This is a genomic window from Nitrospirillum viridazoti CBAmc, from assembly GCF_000730165.1.
Classification (GTDB): Bacteria; Pseudomonadota; Alphaproteobacteria; order Azospirillales; family Azospirillaceae; genus Nitrospirillum; species Nitrospirillum viridazoti.
The window spans coordinates 555,920-577,098 of record NZ_CP022112.1 but is presented as its reverse complement, the minus strand read 5'-3'; the positions used below and the strand labels follow the sequence as shown (position 1 = coordinate 577,098).

Here is a 21,179-nt window from a genome sequence, read left to right as displayed (position 1 = left end):
GAGGATCATCGGCAGCATAACTGCCGTACACTTTCGACAATTTCTATAAATTGCGCGCATCGGTTGCGTTATGGTCCCGATGCTAGTCGCCAGCCGAACGGTTGCGTGACTGGCGGCGTATTCGCGAACCGGGGCGGGACCGGTGACGCGGTGTCGACGGCCGAGGCAGGACCGTCGCCCGCATGGCGCCCTCATGTGTCCGGTACGCCACAGGTTTCAGGCCACAGGTTCCAGGGGCGGACAGCATGGGTTCTCGGGTTGGGACGGGGATGCGGGGGAATGCCCCGCAAGGCGGTGTGGCGCGCGCTGAAGGCCATGTGATCATCTCACCAGAGACTTCGCGGCTCGGTTGCCGGGCGGCCTTGCTGGCCGGCACGGCCATGGCCCTGCTGGCCGTCACCACCGTCGGACCGGCCCACGCCGGCAGCGGCCCCACCCTGCCCACGGGCGGCGCCTTCCAGGCCGGATCGGGCAGTATCAGCGGCGGACCGGGCAGCCTGACCGTCAACCAGGGCAGCCAGCGCGCCATCATCGACTGGAAAAGCTTTTCCATCGGCCAGGGCGGCACCGTCAGCTTCAACAACGGCAATGGGGCCACGCTGAACCGCGTCACCGGCGGCAACCTGTCCACCATCCTGGGGACGCTGAAGGCCACGGGCACGCTGTACGTCATCAACCCGGCGGGCGTGGTCGTGGGGTCCAGCGGCGTGGTGGTCACGGGCGGCAGCTTCACCGCCAGCACGCTGGACATCGCCAACGACGCCTTCATGGCCGGCGGCACCCTGCTGTTCAAGGGCGACACGGATGCCGAGGTCAGGAACCTGGGCAAGATCTCCTCCACCGGCGGCGATGTCCTGCTGATCGCGCGCAACGTCACCAACGACGGGACCATCACCGCCCCCAACGGCACCGTTGGCCTGGCCGCCGGCCAGCAGGTGCTGCTTAAGGACGGTGACGCGGCTGAGCGCGTCTATGTCCAGGTGGGAGGCGGCGACGTCACCAACACCGGCGCCATCGCGGCGGCGCAGGCGGAACTGAAGGCCGCCGGCGGCAACATCTATGCCCTGGCCGGCAACGGCGGCGGGACTATTCGCGCTACCGGCACCACGGTCAAGGATGGGCACATCTGGTTGTCGGCCAGCGGGTCGACGGAAACGGCCACGGACCAGGGCGGCGCCGTCACGGTCGCCGGCGCTTTGGCAGCGACCAACGCCGATGGCAGCGGCGGTACCGTCATCGCGACGGGCAATTCGGTCGCGATGACGGCGGGCGCGGTGATCGACGCCAGCGGCACCACCGGGGCCGGCGGCACCATCCTGCTGGGCGGCGACCGCCAGGGCGGCGGCGATGCGGCCACCAAGCTGGTGAAGCAGGCCGTGGCCACCGCCGCCCAAACCACCGTCGCGGCCGGCGCCACCCTGAAGGCCGACGCGGGCGCCACCGGCAACGGCGGCGGCGTCATCGTCTGGTCGGACCAGTACACCGGCTTCGCCGGCGCCCTCAGTGCCAAGGGCGGTCCCCGTAGCGGCAACGGCGGCTTCGCCGAAGTATCCAGCCACAAGCTGCTGGACTTCACCGGCGCGGTGGACCTGACCGCCCCGCTGGGTGCCGTTGGCCAGCTGCTGCTGGACCCGGAAAACGTCACCATCTCCACCGGCAGCAACCTCAACAGCAGCCTGTCCGGCGGCACGTTCACCCCGACAGGCAACAGCTCCGTCATCAACACGACCACGCTGCAGAACACCCTGGCCACGGCCGACGTCACCATCACCACCGGCAATACGGGCAGCCAGACGGGCGACATCACCGTCGCCAACAACGTCACCTGGGCGGCCAGTCACAGCCTGACGCTGTCAGCCTACCACAGCATCATCTTCAACGGCGGCACACTGAGCCACACGGCGGGGTCCGGCGACGTCACCCTGCGCGCCGACAATACCGGGACGGGCAGCGGCACCGTCACCTTCACCAGCGGTGGTGTCAACATGGTTGGCAGCAGCGGGTCGGTGAACCTCTATTACAATCCGGCCAGCTACGCCTCGCCCACCAGCTATGCCGGCAATGTCGCGCTGGGCAGCGGCGCCCTGACCGCCTACATGCTGGTGAACACCGCCCAGAACCTGCAGAATCTGTCCACCAACCTGTCGGACACCTATGCCCTGGGCCGGGACATCGACGCCAGCGCCACCGCCACCTGGAACAGCGGCGCCGGCTTCGCCCCCATCAACAGCTTCTCCGGTACCCTGGACGGCCAGGGCCACACCGTCACCGGCCTGACCATCAACCGCCCCACCACCGTCGCAGTGGGCCTGTTCGGCGACACGCCCACAGGCAACGGTCCCAAAGTCAGCAACTTGGGCCTGGAGGATGTGAACATCACCGGTTCCAACCGTGTGGGCGGCGTGGTCGGGCGCGCCAACAACGGCGGCTCCGTCACCAACGTTCATGTCACCGGTTCCATCACCGGCTATGGCGACTTCATCGGTGGCCTGGTCGGCCAGGACGACCAGCAGTCGATCAGCAACAGCTGGACCGACGTCACCATCACCGTCCCCAAAGGCTACAGCGGCACCGGCATCGGCGGCCTGGTCGGTTGGCAGCGCGCCGGCGCGCTGACCAACGTCTATGCCCTGGGCACCGTCTACGCACCCAGCGCGAGCCGGGTCGGCGGCCTGGTGGGAACGAGCGGCTTCATCGGGTCCGGCCAGGGGGCCGCCATCAGCAACGCCTACGCCACCGGCGCCGTCACCGGCAACGATGCCGTCGGCGGCTTGGTCGGCATCGCCGAGGGCGGCAGCATCGCCACCAGTTACGCCACCGGCGCCGTCACCGGCGTGACCAGCGTGGGCGGCCTGGTCGGCATCAACGCCGGCCCGATCACCACCAGTTGGGCCAGCGGCAGCGTCACGCTCAGCAGCGGCAGCGCCAGCAGCATCGGCGGCCTGGTGGGCACCAACGGCGACAGCGTCAGCGCGGGCAGCATCACCAGCAGCTATTGGGACACCTACAGCACCGGCCGCGCGGCGGCGGTGGGCGCCGTCGTGGGGGGCAGTACGAGCAGCGCCGCGGCCGTGACCAGCGACCCGGCGCAGTCGGCGGCCAGTACCTACGCCTACAAGGCCAGCGCCTACGGCGCTTTCAACTTCACCACCGATTGGTGGTTGAGCGACGGCGGCACCCGGCCCCTGGGCCTCTGGGAATATTCACTGACCATCAGCAATGCCCACCAGTTGCAGCTGGTCGCCCACGACCTGACGGCCAGCTACACCCAGAGCAACGACATCCGCATGCCGGCGCCGACCGCCGGCGGCATCTGGAAGTCCACCGCCGGCAGCGTCCCCGCCGGCTTCATCCCCCTGGGCACCCCTTCCACACCCTTCAGCGGCACCTATGACGGGCAGGGTCACGCCATCGATGGGCTGACCATCAACTACGGTGGCGGCAGCAACACCTACATCGGCTTGTTTGGCGGCAACACCGGCACCCTCAACAACATCAGCCTGACCAACGTCGCCATCACCGTCACCAACGCCGACAGCCATGTTGGCGCCCTGGTCGGCGCCAACGGCGGCGGTCATATCGTAAACGCCTATGTCACCGGCACGTTGAATTTCCAGGGTGGTGGCGGCTACGGCGTCGGCGGCATCGTGGGGATACAGTACAATAGCGGAACCATCACCGGTTCCACCTCCATGGCGAACGTCAATCTCAGCTTCGTCAATGGCGGGCAGGCTTATGCCGGCGGCGTTCTGGGCGTTACCGCCGACCTGAGCGCCACGGCCATCAACACGTCCTACGCCGGCGGCACCATCACCGTCACCGGTGGCGGCGGGGTCGGTGGCCAAGCCCTGGCGGGTGGCCTGGCGGGGATATCCACCAACATCTCCAACAGCTATTCCACCGCCAGCGTCACGGAAACCTCTGGCAGAAACGTGGATGAAATAGGCGGCTTGGTGGGCCAGAGCGCCACCGGCACCATCAGCAACAGCTACGCCAGCGGCGCCATCAGCGCGCCGGGCACGAAGATTGGCGGCCTGATCGGCTTCAACGTCAGCGCCACCGTTAACAATTCCTATTGGGATCAGCAGACCACCGGCCTGTCCAGCGGCGTCGGAAGCGGCAGCGCGACCGGCATCACCGGCCGCACCACCGCCGAGATGGCGGTTCAATCCAACTTCAGCGGCTGGGATTTCAGCAACACCTGGTACCTGCCCGCCGGCCTGTCCCGCCCGGTCCTGCGCGCGGAAGCCAGCACCACCATCCGCAACGCCCATGAACTGCAACTGGTGGCCCTGAACCCCAGCGCCCGCTACACCATCGTCAATGACATCGGCCTGGCCACCCCCCTCGCGAACACCGCCGACATATGGAGTGGCGGGTTCGTGCCCATCGCCACCTTCTCCGGCGAAGTGGCGGGTCAGGGCCATACCATCAGCGGCCTGACCATTACCGGCAGCGCCACCAATACGGGCCTGTTCGCCTCCACCACCGCCTCGGCCAAACTGGCCAACCTGGCGCTCACCAACGTCTCCGTCTCCGGCGGCAACAACGTGGGCGCCCTGGTGGGCACGGCCAGCGGCACCACCATCAGCAACATCACCGTTTCCGGCACGGTCAGCGGGGCCAGCCAGGTGGGCGGCGTCGTGGGCAGCGACACCGGCGCCATCAGCTTCGCCGGCATGTCGGGCACGGTCAGCGCCACCGCCGACAGTGTCGGCGGCGTGGTGGGTTTCACCAATGGCACCATCGCGGACAGCTGGTCCACCGCCGCGGTCAGCAGTTCGGGCACCAGCAGCCACGGTCTGTACGTGGGCGGCCTGGTGGGGCAGAGCACCGGCACCATCAACCGGTCCTGGGCATCCGGCGCCGTCAGCGGCTGGACCGACGTCGGCGGCCTGGTCGGCCTCGCCTCTGGCAACATCACCACCTCCAGCGCCAGCGGCACCGTCACCGGCGGGGGCAGCGTGGTCGGCGGGCTGGTGGGAAACCTGTATGGCGCCAGCCTGACCAACACCTACGCCACCGGCAACGTCACCGGCTTTCAGGAAGAAGGCGGGCTCGTCGGCATCATCCAGGTGGCGGGCGCCAGCATCAACAACAGCTACGCTAGCGGCCGGGTCAGCAGCACCATTGGCAGCATCTACACCAGCGGCCTCGTGGGCCTGTCCAGTGTGACATTCACCGCCAGCAATTCATTCTGGGACGTCACGACCACGGGGCGGAGCTACGGCGCCGCCTCCGGCGGCAGCGGCCTGACGGTGACCGGCTTCACCGGCATCACCAGCTCCCAGGCATTCAGCAGCACCACCTTCTCCAACGCCGGCTGGGATATGTCCGGCACTTGGTACATGGTGGACGGGGGCACGCGGCCGATACTGAGGTCCGAAGCGTCGGGCACCGTGCGCACGGCGCATCAGTTGCAGCTGATCAACACCGCCCCCACGATCGGCTATACCCTGGCCAACGACATTGACCTGGGCAGCGCCCTATCCGCCACCGGCGGGGTGTGGGGCAGCGGCGGCTTCTCCCCCATCGACAGCTTCACCGGCACGTTCAACGGCGGCGGCCATACCATCAGCGGCCTGACCGTCAATCTGCCCGGTAACAGCGACGTCGGCCTGTTCGCGACCACCGCCGGCGTTGGCTATCTGCATGATCTGGCGCTCAGCAACGTTTCCATCACTGGCGGCAGCAGCGTCGGCGCCCTTGTGGGCAACGACGGCGGCGGCACCATCAGCCACATCACCGTGACGGGCAGCATCTCGGGCGGCAGCACCGTGGGCGGCCTGATCGGTGCCATCACCACCGGCGGCCTGCTGCAGGATGCCAAGGCGGACACCCTGATCACCGCCAGCGGCACCGATGTCGGCGGGCTGGTCGGCAACAGCAACGGCACCATCCAGGACAGCTACGCCCTGGGCGGCATCCGCATGACCGCCGCCGGCAGCGCCCAGTCCGTGGGCGGCCTAGTGGGCAACAACAGCGTCGACCTGGTCAATAGCCTGATCGGCACCATCACCGATGATTATGCGCAGGTGGCGCTGCTGGGCGCGGTGAAGAGCGGGTCCGCCGCCGGTGGCCTGGTTGGCACCAACAGCGGCACGGTGGCCCGGACCTACAGCATCGGCGCCCTGGCCCTGACCGGCACCACCACGCTGGGGGGCCTGATCGGCAGCAACGCCGGCACCGCTAGCAACAGCTTCTATGATACCGAAACCTCCGGCCTGTCGGTCGGCGTGGGTGGCGGCACCACCTCCGGCGTCACGGGGAAGACGACTGCCCAGATGCAGACGCGCAGCACCTTCACCGGTGCCGGGTGGGACTACACCACGCCCGTCTGGGGCATGAGCGACGGCGTGACCCTGCCCTACTTCACCTGGGAACATTCAGGCAGCGTCCAGATCGTCACCGGCACCGCCTACAGCGACGCCGCCGGCAGCAGCTTCGCCATCGCCAACCGCGTCAGCGCGCTGACCAACGGCACCAGTCTGGGCAGCGGCTTCGCCGGCGCCAACGGCTATTACTACATCCTGGCCGACGGCAGCCCCATCACCGGCGGCAACTTGGTGGCCTACCTGAACCCGGCCTTGGGCAACACGACGCTGGGCAATGCTGTGCACCTGACCACCAGCGGCGGCACCACCACGGGCCTGACCGTGCTGGGCAACACGGTGCAGATGACCAGCGACGGCCCGGCGGTCAGCACCAGCGCGCTGGCCGGCGCCCGGCCCAGTGGGATCGATTCCAGCCTGCTCTACACCGTGTCGGGCGGCACCATCACGCTGTCCGCCAACGCCAGCCTGGACATCGAGGCCGGCAGCCACGCCATCACCGTCGACGATGCCCTGACGGTCAGCGGCACCGGCACGCTTACGCTGAACAGCACCGGCACCAGCACGCAGTCGGCCGCCATCACCACCCCCAGCCTGCTGCTGCTGGGCAGCGGCGGCTCCTGGCAGCTGGGCAGCCTGTCCGGCGGCAACAGCATCAACAGCATCGGCACGCTGGCCGCCAACACCGGCACCATCCTGATCGGCTCCAACACCGCCCTGGCGGTGGGAAGCGTGGGCACCACCGACGGCATCACCCTGACCGGCGGCCTGGGTTTCACCGGCACCAGCACCAGCGTCACCCAAACCCAGGCGATCAACGCCGGCGGCCTGGCGCTGGAGGGCGGCAGCTACACCCTGACCAACACGGGCAACGCCGTCACGCATTTCACCGCCAACGGCGCCACGTTCAGCGTCGTCACCTCCGGTGCCGTCACCGTGGACAGCGTGACCGCGGGCGGCAGCAGCTACAACGGCCTGACGCTGAGCGGCACGGGCAGCGACAGCCTGACCGCCGGCGGCAACCTGACGGTGGCGACCCCCACCAACAGCGCCACCCTGGCGGCGGGCGGCACCCTGACCCTGACGGCCGGCGGCGACCTGACCGTCACCGACACCAGCCTTGCGGTCGGTACCGGCAGCGGCACCAGCACCCTGACGCTGGTGGCCGGCAATACCATCACCCTGCAGGGCACCTCCAGCGCCATTACCGTCAACGGCATCGTCGGTGCCGGGCTGGACCTTTCCCTGTACGCCGACAGCGACAGCAGCGGCACCGGCGGCATCATCCTCAGCCGCGTCAATATCCTGACCAAGGGCGGCACCCTGGCCCTGGTGGGGGGCGCCGTCGTGAGCGACCCCACGACGGCCGGCAACGCCCACAGCACGGGGACCAGCGCCACCGACGACGCCGCCATCAGCATCACCAACAGCGCCATCAGCCTGGAGGGGGGCAGCGCCATCCTCAAGGGTGACGGGCAGGCCAGCGTCAGCGGCACCTCCTCCGGCATCGCGCTGAACAGCAGCAGCCTCACCACCAGCGGCGCCGGCACGCTGACCTTGACTGGATCGGCCACCACCAGCACGGCCGCGGGCGCACACCTGGGCCTGCAACTGGTGTCCAGCACAGTGCAGGCGGCGACCGGCGCCATCACCCTGACCGGCACGGCAGCGGCTGGCCCAGGCGGCAACACCGGCCTGCTGGTCAACGGCGGCGGCGTGACCGCCACTACCGGCGCCATCACCCTGACCGGCACGGGTACGGGCGGCATTGGCCTGAGGCTCTACGGCGAAACGGTCAGCACCACCAGCGGCGCCATCGCCCTGACGGGCAGCGGCACCACCGGTGCCGGCCTGGTGCTGGGCGACGGCGGCAGCACGGCCGCCAGCCTCGGCAGCGGCACGCAGACCGGCGCCATCACGCTGACCAGCGACGACTTCGCCCTGTCCAGCGGCGCGGCCCCCACCATCAACACCACGGGCACGGTGACCCTGCGCCAGCAATCCGCCGACCGCGCCCTGGCCGTGGGCGGCAGCGTCACGGGCGCCGACGTGCTGAGCGCTGCCGGTATCAACGGCGTCACCGCCGGCACCCTGGTCATCGGCCGCACGGACATCAGCGAAACCGCCGGCTACACCATCGCGGGCGCCATCGCGCCCACCAACGTCACCACCCTGTCCCTGGCCACGGGCGGCGCCATCACCCAGTCCAGCGGCGCCACCATCACCGCCACCAACTTGGCCGTGCGCGCCGCCGGCGACATCGGCTTTGCCACCGCCGCCAACAGCGTCGGCACCTTGGCGGCCACCACCAGCGCCGGCAGCGTCAGCTTCAAGGACTCAGGCGCCTTGACCGTGGGCACGGTCGACGGCCTGAGCGGGGTCACCGCCATCACCACGGCGCAGCTGACGGCCGGGGCCGGCGGCCTGCTGACCGTGTCCCAGGCCATCTCCGGTACCGGCGTCACCCTGACCGCCGACCGCATGAACCTGTCCAGCGCCGTGAGCGCCACGGGCGGCGGCACCGTCACCCTGGCCCCGGTCACCAGCGGCTGGACCGTCGACCTGGGCAGCGCCAGCGATGCCACCACCGGCACGCTGGAGCTGTCGGCTGCAGAGCTGGACCGCGTCACCGCCGGCATCCTGGTGGTGGATCCGCCCGTGTCCGGCGACATCGTCATCAGCGCCGCCATCGCCCCGGCCCATGCTAATACCCTGGTGCTGGAGGCCGGTGGCACCATCACCCAGGCCAGCAGCGCCACCATCACCGTGGGCAGCCTGGGCCTGAACGCCGGCGGCGCCATCACCCTGACCCAGGCCAACAGCGTCGGCACCCTGGCGGCCACCGCCGGGGGCGCCATGGCCTTCACCAACGCTGGCGCCCTGACCATCGGCACCGCCGGCGGTATCAGCGGCATCAGCGCCACCGGTGGCGTTACCATCACCACCAGCGGAACGCTGACCTTGGCCAACGCGGTCACCAGCCAAGCCACCGGCGATGCCGTCACCTTGTCGACTACCGGTGCCTTCATCAACACCGCCGGCTCCAGCGGCATCACCGCCGCCAGCGGCCGCTGGCTGGTCTATTCCGCCACCTCCGCCGGCGACACCTTCGGTAACCTGGACAGCGGCAACACCGCGTTGTGGAACCGCACCCTGGCGTCCGGCACGGTGGCGGTCGGCGGCAACCGCTATGTCTTCGCGGAACAGCCCACCTTGGTGATCACGGCCAGCGACGTGACCAAGACCTACGGCCAGGATGTCAGCGGCGCGCTGGCCTACACGCTGTCCGGCGGCGCGACCGGCGTGACGCACGCCTATCTGGGCGGCAGCAGCCTCGGAACCACCCCCACGCTCACCTCCACCGGGGCCGGCAGCAGCGCCAACGTCGGCGGCTACACCATCACGGCCAGCGGGGCCACCACGACGGACGGCTCGGCCATCAGCTATGTCGCGGGCACCCTGACGGTGAACAAGGCCGCCCTGACCGTCACCGCCAACAACGCCACCGTCACCTATGGCCAGACGCCCACCCTGGGCGCGAGCTACAGCGGCTTCGTCAACGGCGAGACGGCGTCGGTCTTGGGCGGCACCCTGACGGTCAGCGGCGCAGGCACCAACGCCGGCAGCTACACCCTCACCCCCGGCGGGCTCACCAGCGCCAACTACGACATCAGCTATGTCGCGGGCACCCTGACGGTGAACAAGGCCGCCCTGACCGTCACCGCCAACAACGCCACCGTCACCTATGGCCAGACGCCCACCCTGGGGGCGAGCTACAGCGGCTTCGTCAACGGCGAGACGGCGTCGGTCCTGGGCGGCACCTTGACGGTCAGCGGCGCAGGCACCAACGCCGGTAGCTACACCCTCACCCCCGGCGGCCTCACCAGCGCCAACTACGACATCAGCTATGTCGCAGGCACCCTGACGGTGAACAAGGCCGCCCTGACCGTCACCGCCAACAACGCCACCGTCACCTATGGCCAGACGCCGCCCCTGGGCGCCAGCTACAGCGGCTTCGTCAATGGCGAGACGGCATCGGTCCTGGGCGGCACCCTGACGGTCAGCGGCGCAGGCACCAACGCCGGCAGCTACACCCTCACCCCGGGCGGCCTTACCGCCGCCAACTACGACATCAGCTATGTCGCCGGCACGCTGACGGTGAACCGCGCACCGCTAACCGTCACCGCCAACAACACCACCGTCACCTATGGCCAGACGCCGACCCTGGGCGCCAGCTACAGCGGCTTCGTCAATGGCGAGACGGCATCGGTCCTGGGCGGCACCCTGACGGTCAGCGGTGCCGGCACCAGCGCCGGCAGCTACACCCTCACCCCCGGCGGCCTTACCGCCGCCAACTATGACATCAGCTATGTCGCGGGCACCCTGACCGTGAATAAGGCCGCTCTGACCGTCACCGCCAACACCACCACCGTCACCTATGGCCAGACGCCCACCCTGGGCGCCAGCTACAGCGGCTTCGTCAACGGTGAGACGGCATCGGTCTTGGGCGGCACCCTGACGGTCAGCGGCGCCGGCACCAACGCCGGCAGCTACACCCTCACCCCCGGCGGCCTTACCGCTGCCAACTACGACATCAGCTATGTCGCCGGCACGCTGACGGTGAATAAGGCGGCTCTGACCGTCACCGCCACCAACGCCACCGTCACCTATGGCCAGACGCCCACCCTGGGCGCCAGCTACAGCGGCTTCGTCAATGGCGAGACGGCGTCGGTCCTGGGCGGCACCCTGACGGTCAGCGGCGCCGGCACCAACGCCGGCAGCTACACCCTCACCCCCGGCGGCCTTACCGCTGCCAACTATGACATCAGCTATGTCGCGGGCACCCTGACCGTGAATAAGGCGGCTCTGACCGTCACCGCCACCAACGCCACCGTCACCTATGGCCAGACGCCCACCCTGGGCGCCAGCTACAGCGGCTTCGTCAATGGCGAGACGGCGTCGGTCCTGGGCGGCACCCTGACGGTCAGCGGCGCCGGCACCAACGCCGGCAGCTACACCCTCACCCCCGGCGGCCTTACCGCTGCCAACTACGACATCAGCTATGTCGCCGGCACGCTGACGGTGAACCGCGCACCGCTAACCGTCACCGCCAACGACGTCACCATCGCCTTCGGCGGCACGCCGGCCTATAGCGCCAGGTACAACGGCTTCGTGAATGGCGAAACGGCCGCCGTCCTGGGCGGCAGCCTGGTCTACAACGGTGGCGGGACAGCGGCCGGCACCTACACGATCACGCCGGGCGGCCTCACGTCCGGCAATTACCTCATCAGCTACGTCGCCGGCACCCTCACGGTGCAAGCGGACACGTCGCCGCCCGTGGTGCTGCCCGAGGTGCCGTCCTCCACCCACTTCGTGGACCAGCCATCCGGCAAGGTGCCCTTCACCCCCACCCAGCCGCTGGTCGGGGCGGACTACTCGCAGGGCAACTATCGCGTCATCTACCTGGCGCCACCCGCCACGGCCAGCGGCACCATCACCAACACCTCGACCTTCTCCGCCGCCCACCAGGATGGGACGGATGAGACGGAATTCGACATCGCCAAGCGGTGGCGCTGAAGCGCGCCATGACCGTCCCCTCCGCCCCCGCGCCCGCCATCCTTGCTCCCACGACCGCCTCCATGCCCAGGAATTCCATGCCCGTCCCCCCGGCTCGCGCTCTCACCGCCCTGCTTTTGGCCGGCCTGTCGCTGACGTCCCTGCGGGCGCAGGCGCAAAGCTATGAGCGCATCGCGCCCAAGGAGCCGCCCGCCAAGGCGCCGGTGGACCAGGCGCCACAGCCGCCCATGCCGGCCGCCCCCGCGCCCGAGTCAGACCGGGTGATCCTGCCTCAGCTGAAGGGCCTGGCCTTCGTGCCCTCGCCGGCCGCGGTGAAGCCGCACGGCAGCACCATCACCGGCGTGGACACCGGCGGCATCGACATCCTGGACCGCCCCGGCTTCCGCCCTATCGCCGAGGCCTATATCGGCAAGCCCCTGCGGCTGGCGGACCTGAATGAGCTGGCCCGCCGCATCGTCGCCTTCTACCGCGACAACGACCACCCGCTGGTCGACGTGCTGGTGCCGGAACAGGACATCGACAACGGCACCGTGCAGGTGGTGGTGCGCGAATTCACGGTGGGCCAGGTGGCGGCCGAGGGCAACGAGTGGTTCGACGGCGCCCTGCTGACCCGTCACATCAGCGTCCGCCCCGGCGACCGGGTGGAGGGGGAGCGGCTGCTGCGCGAGGTCAACGGCCTGAACGAGAATCCTTTCCGCCAAGTGGATCTGGTCTACCGCCCAGGTGCCACGCCGGGCACCACCGACCTGGTGCTGTCCACCCGCGACCGCTTCCCTTTGCGGGTATACGCCGGCTATGACAACAGCGGCGCGCCCAGCACGGGCCGTGATCGCTGGAACCTGGGTTTCAACTGGGGCAACGCCTTCTGGCAGGATGAGCAGCTGTCCTATCAGCTGACCACCAGCAACGATTTCTGGCATGACCGGCCGGGCGGGCGGAACGCGTCCTTTGTCGGCCATTCCCTCAGTTGGCTGGCGCCCCTGCCCTGGCAGGACCGGCTGATGATCTTCGGCAGCTATGAGGAAAGCGTGCCCAATGTGGGCAACGATTTCGGCCTGGTGGGCAAGAGCGGCCAGGCCAGCCTGCGCTATCAAATCCCGTTGGCGCGGACGCCGGATTTCTCCCACCAGCTGGAATTCGGCTACGATTTCAAGACCACCAACAACAACCTGGCCTTCGGCGGCGTCCAGATTTCGCGCACGGCGACGGAGATCAACCAGTTCTCCGCCAACTACAACGCCACCCTGGGTGATGCCTGGGGCAGCACGGGGTGGAGCAACACCCTGGTGTGGAGCCCCGGCGGCCTGACCGGGGACAACACCAACGCCGCTTTCCAGCCGGGTGACAACCAGTCCGGCCGTCTGGGCGCCAAGGCCGATTATCTTTATGTCCGCAGCGAGCTGAACCGACTGGTCAAGCTACCGGAGGACGCGGTGTGGGCCACCCGCGTGGTGGGGCAGCTGAGCAACCGCGCCCTGCTGGACACCGAGCAGATGGGCGCTGGTGGCGCCGACATCCTGCGTGGCTACGACGAGCGCGCGGTGAACGGTGACCAGGGCGTGCTGATCAGCACGGAGCTGCGCAGCCGCGCCTTCAAGCTGGTGCAGCGCGGCCCCGATGACGCCCTGCAGCTGCTGGCCTTTTTCGATTACGGCAGCCTGTGGAACCGCAACATCCCGGCCGGGGAAAGTGACAACGTCAACCTGGCCAGCACCGGTGTGGGCCTGGGCTACACCTACGGCACCTATCTCACGGTGAAGTTCGCCTACGGCTGGCAGTTGCGCAAGCTGCCGGGCGCCACGGAAAAGGGGGAACTCGGCCACGTCTCGGTGACGCTGAGCTATTGACGCGGCAAGGCCGCCGGGTGGCCGGCCCGGCGGCTGTCGAGGCGAAACCCTCAGCCCAGTTTGTAGAAGCGGACGGCGTTGTTGTAGAAGATGTCCCGCCTCTGGTCCTCCGTCAGGAAGGGGGCCGATTTGATGCGGTCTACGGCCAGGCTGATGGCATCGGGCCAATACATCTGGTCCGTGCCGAACATGATGCGCTTGCCGAATCCGGCGTCGACCAGGGCCTTCAGATAGTCATTGAAGGCTGGCCGCGGCAGCAGCCAGTCGATGGCGCCCGTATCCGCATAGACATTGGGATACAGCATCAGCATGGCCATGGTGTCTTCCAGATAGGGCCAGCCGCAATGCATGAGGTTCAGGCGCAGCTTGGGATGCTTGTTCAGCGCCTCCTCGACATATTCGGGATTGCCGAAGCGGGCCCGGGCGGTACGGCAGCAGGGGTCGAAGGTGGTGCCCTCGGGCATGGTGCCGGTGTGCAGAGCCACCGGAATGTCCAGTTCTTCCGCCAGGGACAGGTAGGGGTCGTACTGCGGGTCGCTCAACGGCAGGCCAGCATACTGGGACGTCAGTTCCCCCAGCACCTGCAACTTGCCCTGCGCATGCAGCTTGCGCAGCTCCTCCAGCGGCGGCAGGGGCGTGTCCGCCGATCCGCGGATGCCGGCGCCCACCAGGATGCGGCCGGCATCCCGGTCGTACCAATCCACGGCCGCCTGCAACCGGTCGCCGTCGCCGCCGCTGACCACGCCCCTGACTACGTTCAGGCGCTTCATCTCCGCCAGGCAAGCCGTGAGATGGTCGGCACCGGTCTGGATGGGGCTCTTGGCCCCGGTGATGGGATTGACGATGGGCTTCTCAAAGCGCATCGATGCCGGATAGGCGTGCAGATGCACATCGATGATAGGCTGGTTGGTTCCGGTCGCGGCGACCAGGGGTTGCGGCAGGGCCAGCATGGCCAAGGTGCCGCCACCGAGCTTCAGGAAGTCTCTGCGACCGCTCTGCATATGTTACTCCCGGGATTATTGTCGTTGAGAACCGGCAGGATGCCAGCCGGACACCACCACAGGATGTGATGACCAACACCCCCGCTGAAAGGGCCAGTTAGGGTCGTGCACCGGGCGAAAGCGTGCCTTGGAACAGGCGGATCGCCTCCGTCAGGGCAGCCGTATGGGCGCGCTCCGCCTCGGGCGCCCGGTCGCAGAGCGCGAGCACCATCCGGCCATGGGGCGTGCAGACGCCCACGAAGCTGTAATGGGCCGCACCCGGCACGGTCACGAACCGCGCACCCTTGACCAGGCGCGCCGCCACCCCCGCCTCGGTGGCTGCGGGCACCAGCGGATCGCTGTCCCCCACCATCAGAGTGGTCCGGGCGGTGATGCGGCCCAGGCTTTCCGGCGACAGCATCTGCACAGGCGGCGCGATGGCCAGGACCGCGCGCAAACCCGGAAGGGCCGCGCCTTCCGACGCGCGGGCGGCCGCCTGGTCCAGTCCCAGCATATGGATGCCGGCGCGCTGGGTGACATGGGGCGCATCCGGCGTTTCCGGGGCGGTGTCGCAGACTTGGTCCGCCGGCTTGCCCGCGCAGAAATCATCGAAATGTCCGGGATCGATAACGGCGCCGCCCAGGGCCAGCGCCGTCATGCCGCCCATGGAAAAACCGGCCGCACCGACATGCCCCAGGTCGAGGTATGGGCCCAGCGTCGGATCCGTCGCCATGGCGCGCGCGGCGGCGATCAGGTCGCGCGGCCGCTCCCACCAGGCGGTTCCACCCACCGGTGTGCGATCCAACGCGTTGTTGCCCGGATGGCTGACCCCGACGACGATGAAGCCGCGCGCCGCCAATCCACCACCCAGCCAGGACAAATCCTCGGCACTGCCACCGAAGCCGGGGGACAGCAGGACGACCGGGTGCGCCCCGTGCGCCGGCTCCGCATCAATGGCGGCCGGCCCACCTACCAGCAACGCCTGGCCCGGCGGGCCGATATCTACCTCCTGCTGCGCCGTTCCCTCCACCGCCGGATACCAGATCGTGACGTCCAGCACTGGCTGATGATCGCTCCGGCGCGCCGCCGCGCTGGCAAGCGGCACCTCGCGGTGGGCCAGGCCGACGGGGGCGGCGTCAGCGGCGGGCACGGCGCCCCATAGAAGGGTGGCCCAAAGAAGGGTGGCCGGGCCCAGGCGTTTCAGGATCAATTTCGCCACACCGTCACAGGTTTATAATTGAGTGAATCACTGATACACTCACGGTGCTGCCTGGACAAGCCCCTTTGGCTCGGTCCCCCTGCCATTCGGCTGCTTTCCATTGGTGTCATAGGGGCTTGGCGATGTTCATGAAGGACGCCCAAGGAACCGTCGACTATTCTCCTCCGCCGCCGACATAATCCAATCCTGGTCGCCAGGGGCGGGCATGGGTTGGCTCTGGGACGGAGGGTGAGAGATGCGCAGATCGAGCCGGCTGGGTTTACGCCCCCTCCGTGAGATCGCCGAGGCGGGGTTGCAGTGCTTCACCCAGCGCGGCTTTCGCCTGACCCAGATGTCGGATATCGGGGCGGAACTGGGCATGTCGCCCTCCGCCGCCTACCGCTATGTCGAAAGCAAGGAAGCCCTGTTCCATATCGCGGCACTGCATGCCGCGGGCATGTCGCTGGACGGTCTGCCAATGCCGGTGGCGGTGGGCGATCTCGCGGAAACGGTCCTGTCGATCGAGGCCATCGTCCATTCCTGGCCGCGCTGGCCGGCGTTGCGGGCTGCCCTGGACCATCCCCCGCCTATGTCCTTGCTTGAGAACGAGGCGGCAGGGATCGCGACCGAACTATACGATTTCCTGGCCGCCACCTGGCGCCTGATCGTCCTCTTCGACCGTACCGCCAACGACATCCCCAGCCTGAAAACAGCCTTCACCCGGCAGTATCGCGCGCCTTATCTCACCGATATCGTCACTTGGTTCACACGCCGATATGTAGGTGACGGACCGGCGGAAGCCCTGGCTCGTTCCGGTATCGAAGCGATCAGCTGGTTGGCCATGCGGCGAAGAACGGACCCGGCGGCGGCCGCGATTACTGAGGATGAGGCGCGGCGTGCGGCGGCGCATTGCCTGACCGCGCTGCTCCAGCCCCCCGAGCAGCGGCCAGCAATGTAAGGAAGATCATGCGGCGACCCTGCCTCCGCTCAACTTATAGATGGCGTTGAAAGAGTTGAGTTCAAGAATTGCCTGATCGCCTCGCCGATTCATAAAGTCCCGCCCTCTGAAACAAGGAGGCCGGGCAGATGGACAAGGGCACGCGACAGGATCATGCGGTGGTCATCACCGGTGGCGGCCCCACGGGGCTCATGCTGGCCGCCGAGTTGGCCCTGGCGGGCGTCGACGCGATCGTGGTCGAGCGTCGCCCCAACCAGGACCTGGCGGGGATGCGGGCCGGCGGCCTGCACATCCGCACCATCGAGGTGCTGGACCAGCGCGGTGTCGCCGATCGCTTCCTTGAGCTGGGGCAAACCCATCCGGTCGGCCATTTCCACGGTCCCACCTTGGATCTCAGGGACTTTCCCACCCGGCATAGGTATTTCCTGGCCCTGTCGCAGAACCACATTGAGCGCCTGTTGGCCGACTGGGCCGGCGAACTCGGCGTGACCGTCCTGCGGGGGTGTGAGGTCACGGGCTTCACCCAGGACGAGGAAGGCGTCGACGTCGCGTTGTCCGGTGGCACGCAACTGCGCGCCGGATATCTCATCGGCTGCGACGGCGGGCGCAGCCTCGTCCGCAAAGCGGCGGGTATCGACTTCCCAGGCTGGGACGCGACCAAAAGCTGGCTGATCGCCGAGGCCGAATGGAGGGAGGAGCCCGAATGGGGCTTTCGCGCCGATGCCACCGGTACCCATGGTATGGGCAAAATGGAAGATGCCGGCCGTGTCCGCATCGTGCTGACCGAGCGGGAGCTCAAGTCCGGCGGACACCCCACCCTCGATGAGGTGCGGCAGGCGCTGATCGCCATTTATGGCACCGATTACGGCATCCACAGCCCGACCTGGATTTCCCGGTTCACCGACATGGCGCGACAGGCCGCCGCCTACCGCGACCGGCGGGTGTTGCTGGCTGGCGACGCGGCGCACGTCCATCCCCCGATGGGCGGGCAAGGTCTGAATATCGGGGTGCAGGACGCCGTGAACCTGGGCTGGAAACTGGCCCAGGTGGTCAAGGGGACAGCACCTGCCACCCTGCTGGACACATATCACCGCGAACGGCACCCGGTGGCGGCACGGGTGCTGCTCATCACCATGGCCACCGTGGCGCTGCAGCGCCAGGACGACCGCTCCAAGGCCCTGGGCCAGCTCATCTCGGAATTCATGGTCATGGATGCCCCGCGCCAGCACGTCGCCGCGCAGATATCGGGCTTGGCCGTTCGTTATGACCTGGGCGACGGCCATCCGCTGCTGGGGCGCCGCATGCCCGACCTTGACCTGATCACGGCCGATGGCCCACGCCGGCTTTATACATACCTGCACCAGGCGCGGCCGGTGTTCCTCACCCTCGGACCGGACACTGGCATCGACCTCACTCCCTGGGGCGAGCGGCTCCAGAGGGTCGACGCCAGCTATGACGGGCTGTGGGAATTACCAGCACTTGGCCCCGTCCCCGCTCCGGCCAGCGTACTGATCCGCCCCGATGGGTATGTGGCCTGGGTGGGGCAACCGGATAACCGGGATCTGAAGGCGGTGCTGACCGCCTGGTTCGGACCGCTTCAATCTTGAACCCCGCCCCGCCGGCACGGAAGCCATGGCGAGAAAGCCCTCGCCGGTTCAGGGGCGGCGCGATATCAAAGCGCCATGGATGAGCGTGAAGACTTTGATATCTACGTGGTGACCACACCCGGCCTGGAATCTGCGCTGTGCGCGGAGATGACGGCGGCCGGCTTCACCGACCCGCAGCCCGGCAAGGGCGGTGTCAGCGCCCGGGGCGGCTGGACGGAGGTCTGGCGCGCCAACCTGGAACTGCGCGGTGCCACCCGCGTGCTGGTGCGCATCGGCTCCTTCCGCGCCCTGCACCTGGCGCAGTTGGACAAGCGCGCCCGCCGCTTCCGCTGGGCGGACTTCCTGCGGCCGGACGTGCCGGTGAAGGTGGAAGCCAGTTGCACCAAGTCCCGCATCTACCACGCCGGCGCCGCGGCGGAGCGCATCACCCGCGCCCTGTCGGAAGAGTTGGGCGCCCCCATCGCGGACGATGCCGAGATCGTCATCAAGGCCCGCATCGACGACGACCTCTGCACCTTCAGCATCGACACATCGGGCGAGTCATTGCACAAGCGCGGCCATAAGGAAGCGGTGAACAAGGCCCCCATGCGGGAGACCATGGCCGCCCTGTTCCTGCACCAGTGCGGCTATGACGGCCATGAGCCCGTGGTCGACCCCATGTGCGGCTCGGGCACCTTCGTGATCGAGGCGGCGGAGATTGCCGCCGGCCTGAAGCCTGGCCGTTCCCGGTCCTTCGCCTTCGAGAAGCTCGCGGGGTTCGATGCCACCGCCTGGGACGCGCTGAAAGCCTCCCTAGCCCTTACCCCACCAACCGTGCGCTTCCATGGCAGCGACCGCGACGCCGGCGCCGTGAAGATGAGCCAGGACAACGCGGCGCGGGCCGGCGTGGCGGACTGGACCGACTTCCGCCGTCAAGCCATCAGCGACCTGACCCCGCCCGACGGTCCGCCCGGCCTGGTCATCGTCAACCCGCCCTATGGCGGGCGCATCGGCGACACCAAGCAGCTCTATGCCCTGTACGGCAGCCTGGGCAAGGTACTGCGCGAGCGCTTCCACGGCTGGCGCGTCGGCATCATCACCAATGAACCGGCCCTGGCCAAAGTGACCGACCTCTCCTTCCTCCCCACCGGCGCGCCGGTGCTGCATGGCGGCATTAAGGTGATCCTGTACCGGACGGCGCCTCTGGCCTGAGCGACTGGCTGCTGATCCTGACCGGATCGGACACTATGGCACGCATGTCATCATCCGTAATCGAGTAGCAAATAAACGTCCCATCCCGGCGGGCTTTCACTAGGCTATCTTTCCGCAGCATGGCCAGATGCTGTGTGGCTTGGTATCGGCCAACCGCCTTCCGTCACGGGCCCTTTGCCCACTTCGCACATCACAGCGTTCATCGCTCGGGCCGCCGGTCAGGGCGAACCTTCCCGTCGGTCTCGGACAGTTCCAGCCACATGGCGTTCAGGATGGAAAACGCGCAGGCCAATCCAAGGCCCAATATCCAGCTAAAGTACCACATCGCTTCGCTCCTCCGCGGGCGTCAGTAGAACGCGCCGCCGTCATTGGTGATGTCCTGCGCGCGAACCGGGCCGCGCAGCACACGGAAGACCCAGGCGGTGTAGGCCAGGATCAACGGCATGAAGACCAGCGTCGCCACGAGCATGATCTGCAGGGTGGTATGCGATGACGATGCGTCCCACACCGTCAGGCTGGAGGCGGGGTCGCTGGACGACGGCAGCAGGAAAGGGAACGCACTGACGCCTGCCGTACCGACAACGCCCGCCACGGCCAGGGACGAGGTGATGAAGGCCAGCCCCACCCGCTCGGCACGGATCAATCCCCAGGTGGCCAGGGCACCGACATATGCCAGCGCGGGCACAATCAGGCTGAGTGGCAGGCGCCGGTAGTTCTCCAGCCAGGTGCCTGGTGCCCGCTCGACCGTCTTCATCAGAGGGTTTGACGGACCATCGGCCACGACGGCGCTGGTGACGGCGTAGCCGTCAATCCCCAGGGCAATCCACGCCCCCGCCAGACTGAACAGCACCAGCATGGCCAGGACGGCCCAAGGCACCACCCCGCGCGCCCGCGCCGCCACCTGCCCGTCCGTCTTCACCGCCAGGTAGACGGCGCCGTGCATGATGACCATGGCCAGACTGACCAGACCGCACAGCAGGGCGAAGGGGTTCAGCAGCCCAAGGAAGCCGCCCGTGTAGGTGACGCGCAGGTCGGCATCGAAATGGAACGGCACGCCCTGCAACACGTTGCCGAAAGCGACACCGAATACCACCGCCGGGACCACGCCGCCGATGATCAGCGCCGTGTCCCACGCCCGCCGCCAGGCCGCCCCTTCCAGCTTGGAGCGGAACTTGAAGCCCACGGGCCGCAGGATCAGGGCGCATAGCACCAGGAACATGGCGATGTAAAAGCCGGAGAACGCGGTGGCATAGAGGGCGGGCCAAGCGGCAAATACGGCGCCGCCTCCCAGGATCAGCCACACCTGGTTGCCTTCCCAAACCGGCCCCACAGTGTTGATCATGACCCGCCGGTCCATGTCCGACCGGCCGACGACGGGCAGCAAGGCCGCCACCCCCAGGTCGAAGCCATCCATGACGGCGAAGCCGATGAGGAGCACGCCCAGCAGCGCCCACCACAGCAGACGCAAAGTTTCATAGTCCAACATGGT

9 protein-coding genes are annotated in these 21,179 nt (G+C 68.1%); 5 read left to right on the top strand and 4 right to left on the bottom strand.

The genetic code is table 11. The features are described from left to right. Nucleotides 1-317 precede the first annotated feature (317 nt). Entirely contained in the window at nt 318-11,909 is an 11,592-nt protein-coding gene (locus Y958_RS24365; RefSeq protein ID WP_145960802.1) for an MBG domain-containing protein, read from the top strand. 77 nt (nt 11,910-11,986) lie between these two features. Beyond that, nucleotides 11,987-13,756 (top strand): ShlB/FhaC/HecB family hemolysin secretion/activation protein, encoded by a 1,770-nt coding sequence (locus tag Y958_RS24360; RefSeq protein WP_186291590.1) that lies wholly within the window; start codon nt 11,987-11,989, stop codon nt 13,754-13,756. A 50-nt stretch (nt 13,757-13,806) separates the two neighbouring features. On the opposite strand, the gene Y958_RS24355 is transcribed toward Y958_RS24360, so the two are convergent. Next, on the bottom strand, nt 13,807-14,757 hold the full coding sequence (locus Y958_RS24355; protein ID WP_088874512.1) for an amidohydrolase family protein: 951 nt from the start codon (nt 14,755-14,757) through the stop codon (nt 13,807-13,809). Between the two features lie 97 nt (nt 14,758-14,854). Next, nucleotides 14,855-15,946, bottom strand: coding sequence for an alpha/beta hydrolase family protein (locus Y958_RS24350; RefSeq protein WP_088874511.1), 1,092 nt, complete (start codon nt 15,944-15,946; stop codon nt 14,855-14,857). A gap of 244 nt (nt 15,947-16,190) precedes the next feature. Here Y958_RS24350 and Y958_RS24345 point away from each other — a divergent pair, with 244 nt between their 5' ends. The 3 genes from Y958_RS24345 (at nt 16,191) to Y958_RS24335 (ending at nt 19,690) form a co-directional block, all read left to right on the top strand. Then, nucleotides 16,191-16,892, top strand: coding sequence for a TetR/AcrR family transcriptional regulator (locus Y958_RS24345; RefSeq protein WP_088874510.1), 702 nt, complete (start codon nt 16,191-16,193; stop codon nt 16,890-16,892). Nucleotides 16,893-17,020: 128 nt separating this feature from the next. Next, the gene (locus tag Y958_RS24340; protein ID WP_088874509.1) at nt 17,021-18,499 is read left to right on the top strand and encodes an FAD-dependent monooxygenase; all 1,479 of its coding nucleotides are present in this window, start codon (nt 17,021-17,023) and stop codon (nt 18,497-18,499) included. Between the two features lie 75 nt (nt 18,500-18,574). After that, entirely contained in the window at nt 18,575-19,690 is a 1,116-nt protein-coding gene (locus tag Y958_RS24335; protein ID WP_088874508.1) for a THUMP domain-containing class I SAM-dependent RNA methyltransferase, read from the top strand. Between the two features lie 199 nt (nt 19,691-19,889). Here Y958_RS24335 and cydX read toward each other — a convergent pair whose 3' ends face one another. Both cydX and cydB read right to left on the bottom strand, forming a co-directional pair. After that, complete coding sequence (gene cydX, locus Y958_RS24330) at nt 19,890-20,015, bottom strand: cytochrome bd-I oxidase subunit CydX (protein ID WP_088874507.1); 126 nt, start codon at nt 20,013-20,015, stop codon at nt 19,890-19,892. 21 nt (nt 20,016-20,036) lie between these two features. Then, a complete protein-coding gene (cydB, locus tag Y958_RS24325; protein WP_244909681.1) occupies nt 20,037-21,176 on the bottom strand; it encodes a cytochrome d ubiquinol oxidase subunit II in 1,140 nt (379 codons plus the stop codon). Nucleotides 21,177-21,179: the final 3 nt, after the last annotated feature.

Excerpts from the sequence above, each read along its gene's own strand:
- Y958_RS24360 (WP_186291590.1), top strand. The coding sequence starts at position 11,987 with ATGCCCGTCCCCCCGGCTCGCGCTCTCACCGCCCTGCTTTTGGCCGGC.
- Y958_RS24355 (WP_088874512.1), bottom strand. The coding sequence starts at position 14,757 with ATGCAGAGCGGTCGCAGAGACTTCCTGAAGCTCGGTGGCGGCACCTTG.
- Y958_RS24345 (WP_088874510.1), top strand. The coding sequence starts at position 16,191 with ATGCGCAGATCGAGCCGGCTGGGTTTACGCCCCCTCCGTGAGATCGCC.
- Y958_RS24340 (WP_088874509.1), top strand. The coding sequence starts at position 17,021 with ATGGACAAGGGCACGCGACAGGATCATGCGGTGGTCATCACCGGTGGC.
- Y958_RS24335 (WP_088874508.1), top strand. The coding sequence starts at position 18,575 with ATGGATGAGCGTGAAGACTTTGATATCTACGTGGTGACCACACCCGGC.
- cydX (WP_088874507.1), bottom strand. The coding sequence starts at position 20,015 with ATGTGGTACTTTAGCTGGATATTGGGCCTTGGATTGGCCTGCGCGTTT.
- cydB (WP_244909681.1), bottom strand. The coding sequence starts at position 21,176 with ATGTTGGACTATGAAACTTTGCGTCTGCTGTGGTGGGCGCTGCTGGGC.